The sequence below is a fragment of the Enterovibrio nigricans DSM 22720 genome (assembly GCF_900167155.1).
Classification (GTDB): domain Bacteria; phylum Pseudomonadota; class Gammaproteobacteria; order Enterobacterales; family Vibrionaceae; genus Enterovibrio; species Enterovibrio nigricans.
Genome location: NZ_FUXU01000020.1, coordinates 55,315 through 63,199, shown reverse-complemented (window position 1 = coordinate 63,199; position 7,885 = coordinate 55,315). Strand labels below are relative to the sequence as shown.

The window sequence follows — 7,885 nt, the reverse complement described above, 5'->3', positions numbered from 1 at the left end:
ATGGGTGTAGCCGATCAGATCGTAGCTTCTAGATTTAGTTCCATCGATTTAAGCAACAAAGCCCTTTCTAGCTTGAAAATGCCCTCGAATTATTGATGACCAACTTCGCCTCTAGTACCGATGCTGCAGCGATCGTCAGTATTAATGCTCGCCATGCTTGTTTAGTTAATAGCTAAACAAACATGGCGTCACGAACTTAACTAATTTTTGTGCGTTGTTCTGGTGAGAATTTTCCATTGCGTAATTTGTCGCGGCGTATTTTCATGTTTCAGATAACACCACTCGACACTGGCTATCCTCGGGACGGTTGATCTGTTCTTCATACTCAGTGGCTTCGTGATGATGCTCGTCTATCGAGATTCATTTACTTCTGGATTTAGTTTTAAAGCTTGGCGACAGTTTATGTGGCTTAGGTTTAGCCGTATCTACCCGTTGTTTCTAGTGACAATTGCCGTTTTGGTGTTGTGGGAAACGTTCAAATATTTCAATGCGATCTTATTCTACGGAGGCCCGTTATTAGAGTATTGGGGATTAAGCGGCATCCCTGCGTTTCAAGGGCCTTACAACGTCCCACAAACTCTGATGTCGAACTTGTTTTTGCTTCAAAGTCTCGAAGCCTCTTCAGCGTTGACGTGGAACTTCCCCGCTTGGTCGCTTAGCGTCGAGTGGCTAAGTTATATGTTGTTTCCGGTTATCGTGTGCATGGTTCCCCACGGCGCAAAACGCGGAGTTTGGTTGCCCATCTTAATGCTGTTTGTGCTCTACAGCATGGCTACAACTCACGGCACTATCGATTTAACGTCTGGCCCACAATCCTTGCTCCGAGCATTATGCGGATTCACGCTAGGTATGTGGCTAAGTATGGTTAACCTCCCTACTTTCGTTAAACGACTAGCAAATAATGACGTAGTGATGTTTTCGATTGTAGCGGCGATGATTTATTTACTACATGCAGGCGCATCAATTCAGCAAGGCGTGATTGTTTATGCGCTTTTTGGATTGCTTGTTCTATTCGGCGCAAATCAAGAGAAACGTCGCTCATTGTTTTTGGATACCTTTGACAACCGAGCGACTCGCTTCCTGGGTGATATTTCTTACTCTTTGTACTTATGGCATGCCGTGGTCTTGTTGGTCGGGGTTGAAGTCGTTAACTACCTTGCACCTGAGTTTTTGTCATGGTGGTATGAACAAACTGCTGGTTATTATCTGGCACTGTCCATGGTTTTGTTCACGGCATTTCTTATTACGTTATCGACTCTGACATATCGGTTTATTGAACGACCGGCATTAAAAGCATTGAGGCGTGTAGGTAAGAATAAACAAGTTGAACTGGACTCCAACCAAGTCGGTTAGATGCCACGCAGCAATGTAATTGCCGTTTTTTACAGTTACATTATTCAGGAATCAAGCTCGAAGATTTGAACCTTTACCTTGTAGTACTCGCACTATGTACTAAGTTTACTTTAACAGGACGGCGGCCTTAGTAAGTTGTTTGTTTTTAATGAGTTATAGAACATTTAAACGTACTGAGTCCGCTTTGAAAAATAACAATATTTCTGTCTCTATTACCTCCCATTAGGACGCATCTGCGTCCTTTTTTTTGTCAGGAATATAATAGTTTTGATCACGTTCAAAGTGAGTACCTCGATACGGTTTGAACCTTTGTATGTATGGAAGAATAAGTGATGTAATCCCATAGTTATAGTGCGTTAAAGGTGTTGGTCTCTTATATCCGTATTAAATGGGAGATCAATGCCAAACGAGAAATCACTAAAGTCGGCAATATCAAATGCAGGATGCGCAACAATGATGTAGCGCTCTTCTCCGTCAACCTGAACATCATTAAACGGATAACAGGTTACCAACGTCAAACGATTATCCCCCAGGTCCTCAACCCAAACTGTATCAGACTCATCCACGACATGAACAGAGGACACTTCGTAGACTACTTGTGTCCCCACTTTCGTTTCCAGCTTAATTGAATCACCAATAGCCACCGCACTTAGTGATGAAAAATGGGTATCGTTATGACCGTAAATAACCACATTCCCTCTTCGTCCCGGTTGTGCAGTATTCATTTGAAGAACAGGCCCAAAAGCCAAGTTTCTCGCATTAGCGCCAGAAAGCACCATTTGACCAGGGAGGTCTCCCCAGCTTAACTTCGCAACTGGATAGGTATCTGCCCATGGCCAAGGTTTTTCATTCTGACGACTGCTATGCTGTTTATCCCAAGCCTGACTAATCAAGTACTGTGCTAGTTGTGCTTTCGCTTTAATAAAGAGTCCTTGTGACATGAAAAACACTCCCAGAACCAATAGCGCCAAGCACGCAAGTTTGATGGGTTTCATTGCATCGACGCTCCCTGTTTGATTACATCTGAACGGTCGCAGTCACGCTTGTAGTTCATAAACGTGAACCCGATAAGGCTTATTACGATCATCAGCAAGCCCACGTAAACATATCTGTTACTTCCTAAGCCGCTTTGCAGCAACGTGGAACGACTACCTTTGGGATGCATCGGCTTGATTGCGTGTGTTACTGCATCTTGCTTGACGGGCCTAGTCGGTGCTTTTTCAATGGCGACCAAACTGGTGTGTTTTGTGACGATATGGTGTTTAAGGCCCAAGTCGGTAATTGCCTTTTCTTTTTCGAAAGCAGTGATTGCTGGGTTTAAGTCGATGCTCTCAATTTGCGTTCTTGCCCAAAGAACTGAAAGCCCTGTCGCCTCGCTCGGCATTATCGCGGCAGTGTTGATCTGCTGTTGCCATTCAGTCTCTTGCAAACGCCCTGAGACCGACAATGTGTTGCTCTCCCCTTCAAACTTGAATACTTGTACTAGAGGTTCTTCGGCATATAAATCGGGCATCGGATTTGGCCAAGCATCTACTGATTTCCCGGTTTCCCACACCACACTAAGATTTTGCAAGACTGGACTGGATAGTTTCTGAAATAGTTCTTCAAGCTGTTTGCTGACGTTGCTCAGATCGCCTATTTGCGTAAATGTGCCTTTTCCTGCTCGCGCAGCGCGTTGCATGAATGCGGTGTTCGGTGCCGAGCCTATCCCTACAGTGAAGAGGCGTCTCTCCCCCAAATCTTTGTTGATCGTCGAGTACAATTCGCTTTCATTTGCAATAGCCCCATCAGTCACAAAGACAAGCTGATTTAATGCATCAGGCAAGGTCTGCACGGAAAAAGCTGAATCGATAGCTTCTAACATCTCAGTCCCACCATCCGCGGTCAATTGCTCGACGAAATGTGTTGCCAGCCCAATGTTGGATAACGATGCAGGTAACGGAGTGTCAGAAATGCGGAAAGCCTGATCGTTGAAGTAGATGACATTGAAATGGTCTTCAGGGCTGAGTTTACTCAAGCCATAAATCACCGCTTCTTTCGCTTGCTCTATTACTTCACCGTACATAGAGCCTGATACATCCAAAATAAACGTGATGTTTTTCTTTAAATGGGTCACCTTAGATGAAGGTGGCACCATCAATAACAAGCCATACTTCGCGTCGGAAGCATTCTCAATAAACATAGCGGCCACCGGCTCAGAACCCGCTTGCGGAGACCATGAAAGCACAAAGTCTCGGTTCGCAATATCTGACTCGCTCAACGAAACGCGATACCGTGAGGGCGAGATTTCAGTGACGTTGAGAGATGCCGTATCACTTTCAATGTTGGCAATGGGCAGGCCCATGTTTATTTCAAGAGAAAGGGTAAACGATATAGTATTTTCCCGTATCAGATCGCGCGGCTCAGGAGTAATTTGATCGGCATCCGGCACACGGCTATTCGGTACCGCCCACCCGTTTTGAAGACGATTTAGTACCAAATTTTCGTCCACCAGCACTGGCGAACTTCTTGATGATGGAACATAACGTTGGGTGAACGTGGTCGGGAACCTAAGGTTAAACGCCCCCTCTTGGTACGTCACAATTTCCTGATACTCAATCGTAACCTTGATGGTTTCGCCCGGAGCGATGTTTGAGACGGAAGTCGAAAACAAATTTGAACGATGCTGCTCTATCAACGATGCTTTCTTTCCCTGACTTGCCGCTTGATTAAAGCGTTGTCTTGCTTGCTGCTTAGGTTGAATTTCTCCTTCGATAACTCGCTCACCGACTCGAATATACAATCGGTCTACGGCTGCATTCTGTGGCAATGGAAAAACATAACGCGCATGCACCCAATCATCAGTTGGGTTGGAGTAAGCTTGAGTGACTATTGCACGATTTACGATGCCGGTAATAACCATATCCGCGTTAGTCGATAGTTGTGGTGCTTGCGTCCATATGCCGGTTTGTTCATTGGCAGACTGGATATAAAGCCCGTTACCCTCCTCCGATGCCTGTACGGAAGCACACAGAATAAAGGTAAGCAAAACCGCTAAGCTCCAATCTCCAAAAGAGCCCATTACACGAATGCCGAATAGTTTGAGTGAGTACATTTGCCAATCTCGCTGTTCACTTGAATGGGCAAAGTAAAACAAATCAATCTGTCGGGTTGTGGGCTCAACGATGATGGATTAAGGCAAAGTGTGGCAACAAAAAGGAAGCCATCAAATTTAAGTTATAGTGCGTCAAATAATATAACACGCGAAGAAATAGCCCATAGAGGTTACTGCCATATTCATTTAACTGAATATTTCATCAGAAACGCTTTTATTATCCCGAGATTTTTCTGACATTACCGCTGCTTTATTCATTTTATTGAATAAAAGTGACACGCTACCTTAAGGCGTTGATTTTTGGATGAGAAGTTCGGTATAGCCCGTATTGTCATCATATGCACGACTGAATTGCAGACAGGGAAATGACAATAAACACACTTCAGCTGTATGGCTGACGATGCTTCCTTCCATTAAATGACCACCCCACACACGCCCTTCTACATCTGCCACGCTGATATGAAGATGAACATGATTGAGTGTTAATGAGCCGGAGACAGAGAGGATTTCCAATGGTTCATTGAAGGTTTTCGTCGTCTCACCATCGGCAAGACGAATCACAAGTGTGGAAAGACAACCTACCAATGAAGCGACACAACCTGCATGAATGTCATTTCGTTGAACGGAGAACTGAATTGAATGTTTTAGGTCTGCCCCGCGCGTTAAGCGAAAGGCGACCGGAGAAACTGAAGGCGTCATTTGAAAGACTTGTGCGGAAATGCATTCTTGATTCGCTGCTGTACTTTGTGATCGATACTTTTCGACAACACAAGCTTGGCAGGATTGAACCGATTTCTGTAAACCTTGATCGTGCCACTGAACGGTGTTCGCTTGCTTATCTCTGTACAATCGTTAAGAAAGCCATGTGGGATCTTTCCTTTTTTCTTAACGAGTTCACCATCTTTAAACTGGATAAATACAATGGGTCGATCGATGGCGATAAAGACGAATAGCGCAATAAAACTGGCTAAAAGAAAGTACTCCATACTCTTTACCTTACAAATCTAACAAACTACTAAGATCTTTTTTCAGCGCATCGACTTTTTTGTTCGCGTTTTTAGAGCGGTTAGCTTCCGACAGCAAATACTCGATGGTGTCTGAAAGCGTTGCATCAAGATCTTGAGCCTTACTTGATAGCTTTTCCCACACACGGAAATCAAGGTCGATAGACTTTTTGCGCGTATGTTCTTGCTCCGCATTAAAATGACGCTTACGTTTAGCACGAATCGCTTGCTTTAACTTCACATCCAGAGCTGGCGACATGTTTTCTTGAATCCATTCGATAACCTTTGTCGGCTCATGCTCTAATGCTAATAGAGCCTTCACTGACGCATCTATCTCACTGGTATCCACATAACAAGTGACGTTAAAGCCTTCTTTATGCTTTTTAACCAGGTAGGTCCATTTCCAACCCGCTTCCAAATTTTCAAGTTGTTGATATTTCATAATAACTCGATTGTTATTGTTAAGAGCCAAATACACATTGAAATACAGTTACAGCGTAACAGTAGATGATATTTTAATCAAACCGCGAAGGGGTAATATTGCGATCACTGATCCTTTTACCTCGAATTCGTGACGCTGATGAGTGCACTTTCTCGCCCAAATGTTTCCCGATTTCTTACAGGTGTTTATCTTCGCTATTTTGAAACTACAGATTCCTTTATACTTGCGGCAATGACGATTAATACAAAGTTGAATCCCAAACGTATGCAAGAAGTATCCTGGCAGTCCGTTGTTCCTCAGTTTTCTCACGTTGAGCAGCACATTGAAAATTACGCTTCATTGAAATCAGCTTTTCCGTGCGCGATACAACCACGCTTGATAAACAGTGTTCAGCGATTGGTTCACGAACATCACTTCCCCCGTTTGCTTCTCGTTACCGCACCAGACGTTGCAGATTACTTTTCAATTCTAAAATCTGTTGTCGACGACTGCACATCCTCGTCGAACATGCCGGTTGTTGAAGCCGAACTTGTTGATGAGATACAACTATTTGGCACAGTTTATCCCAACAAAGATGATGTGACAACGTCACGCAAAGCCGAAGGCCTTCTTCACAAAGCCAACGGTGGCGTCTTGCTAATATCGTTAACGTCTATTGTAAGCCATCCAAATATGTGGAGCCGTTTAAAGTCGGTTTTATCCACAAACACACTTCCTTGGAAAAGCGCGAAACCGGACGTCTACTGCGAGTTGCCCGAGCCTGAAACCGTTTCAGTACGCGTTATTATCCTAGGCGATCGTTCGCTAATGGCTGACTTTGAGTCTGGCGAGCCTGAACTACACAAACTTGCGATTTATACAGAATACGAGCAAGACATTTATCTTACTGACGAAACAGCGGAAAGCTATCTGTCAGTCCTAAAAGGCTTCCAAGAACGTTATCGCGTTAAACCACTGACTTCCGGAGCAGCAAAACGCTTTATGCAGGCGGGCGCCCGTTACAGCGAAGATCAGTCGCGTATGCCACTTTGCCCTCTGTGGATTCAAAGCCTGTTACGAGAGGCTGATTTTCACGCTTCAGGATCAGAAATTACGGACGAAGATGTACAAACTGCAATTGATGCAAAGTACTACCGTGAATCCTATCTGCCATTACGCGCTGTAGATGACATTCATAAAGGACAAGTCTTCATTGATACCCGTGGTGAACATATCGGTCAGGTTAACGGCCTAACCGTCATTGAAATGCCAGGCCACCCTATGGCATATGGCGAGCCTGCACGTATCTCTTGTGTTGTTCATTTTGGTGATGGCGATATTTCAGATGTGGAACGCAAAGCAGAACTGGCCGGTAACATTCACGCAAAAGGCATGATGATCATGCAGGCGTTTGTCAGTGCCGCGCTCGACTTAGATGAGCCATTGCCTTATTCCGCCTCCATTGTGTTTGAGCAGTCCTATTGTGAAGTAGATGGCGACAGTGCATCCCTCGCGGAGCTCTGCGCTTTCGTCAGTGCTCTTTCTCAAACACCCATTAATCAAAGCATCGCGATTACAGGTGCTGTTGACCAATTTGGCCGCGTTCAAGCTGTGGGTGGTATTAATGAAAAAATCGAAGGCTTTTACCACATTTGTGAACACCGAGGTTTAACTGGCGAGCAAGGTGTTATCTTGCCAAACACGAATCTGGATGCCCTTTGTTTAAACAAAGATGTGGCAAATGCAATGCGTGACGGCAAGTTCCACATATGGGCCGTAGAACACGTAGAGGAAGCTTTCCCACTGATCACTGGGCTACCTTTCAGTGGTGACGAAGAAAACGAGACAGAAACGCTACTGGATAAAATTGCGAACAGAATTGATATTTTTCACCACGGTGAGCATCGTCACACATCCTTAATAAATAAGCTTAAAAACTGGTTAAACCACCACTGATCCGAGTTGTTTAGCGTACACGTGTACGCTAATCTGCTCCTATCTTTTCGCAGGAGC

At 44.5% G+C, this 7,885-nt stretch carries 7 protein-coding genes; 2 read left to right on the top strand and 5 right to left on the bottom strand.

Annotation, left to right across the window (positions count from 1 at the left end):
• The first annotated feature begins 288 nt into the window (after positions 1-288).
• A complete protein-coding gene (locus B5D35_RS09685) occupies positions 289-1,353 on the top strand; it encodes an acyltransferase family protein (protein ID WP_078752383.1) in 1,065 nt (354 codons plus the stop codon).
• A 356-nt stretch (positions 1,354-1,709) separates the two neighbouring features.
• Here B5D35_RS09685 and B5D35_RS09680 read toward each other — a convergent pair whose 3' ends face one another.
• From B5D35_RS09680 to matP, 5 genes are all read right to left on the bottom strand, one after another.
• Positions 1,710-2,348 (bottom strand): class GN sortase, encoded by a 639-nt coding sequence (locus B5D35_RS09680; protein WP_078752382.1) that lies wholly within the window; start codon positions 2,346-2,348, stop codon positions 1,710-1,712.
• Positions 2,345-4,447, bottom strand: a complete 2,103-nt coding sequence (locus tag B5D35_RS09675) for a marine proteobacterial sortase target protein (protein ID WP_078752381.1) — start codon at positions 4,445-4,447, stop codon at positions 2,345-2,347. Before B5D35_RS09675 ends, B5D35_RS09680 begins: the two co-directional genes overlap by 4 nt.
• A gap of 285 nt (positions 4,448-4,732) precedes the next feature.
• The gene (locus B5D35_RS09670; protein WP_078752380.1) at positions 4,733-5,146 is read right to left on the bottom strand and encodes a PPC domain-containing DNA-binding protein; all 414 of its coding nucleotides are present in this window, start codon (positions 5,144-5,146) and stop codon (positions 4,733-4,735) included.
• Complete coding sequence (locus B5D35_RS09665) at positions 5,143-5,433, bottom strand: DUF3634 family protein (RefSeq protein ID WP_078752379.1); 291 nt, start codon at positions 5,431-5,433, stop codon at positions 5,143-5,145. The genes B5D35_RS09670 and B5D35_RS09665 overlap by 4 nt, the downstream gene beginning before the upstream one ends.
• 10 nt (positions 5,434-5,443) lie before the next feature.
• Entirely contained in the window at positions 5,444-5,893 is a 450-nt protein-coding gene (gene matP, locus B5D35_RS09660) for a macrodomain Ter protein MatP (RefSeq protein WP_078752378.1), read from the bottom strand.
• Between the two features lie 264 nt (positions 5,894-6,157).
• Between matP and B5D35_RS09655 the strand changes: the two genes are divergently transcribed.
• Positions 6,158-7,828, top strand: coding sequence for an AAA family ATPase (locus B5D35_RS09655; protein WP_078752385.1), 1,671 nt, complete (start codon positions 6,158-6,160; stop codon positions 7,826-7,828).
• Positions 7,829-7,885: the final 57 nt, after the last annotated feature.

Excerpts from the sequence above, each read along its gene's own strand:
- B5D35_RS09680 (WP_078752382.1), bottom strand. The coding sequence starts at position 2,348 with ATGAAACCCATCAAACTTGCGTGCTTGGCGCTATTGGTTCTGGGAGTG.
- B5D35_RS09675 (WP_078752381.1), bottom strand. The coding sequence starts at position 4,447 with ATGTACTCACTCAAACTATTCGGCATTCGTGTAATGGGCTCTTTTGGA.
- B5D35_RS09670 (WP_078752380.1), bottom strand. The coding sequence starts at position 5,146 with ATGACGCCTTCAGTTTCTCCGGTCGCCTTTCGCTTAACGCGCGGGGCA.
- B5D35_RS09665 (WP_078752379.1), bottom strand. The coding sequence starts at position 5,433 with ATGGAGTACTTTCTTTTAGCCAGTTTTATTGCGCTATTCGTCTTTATC.
- matP (WP_078752378.1), bottom strand. The coding sequence starts at position 5,893 with ATGAAATATCAACAACTTGAAAATTTGGAAGCGGGTTGGAAATGGACC.
- B5D35_RS09655 (WP_078752385.1), top strand. The coding sequence starts at position 6,158 with ATGCAAGAAGTATCCTGGCAGTCCGTTGTTCCTCAGTTTTCTCACGTT.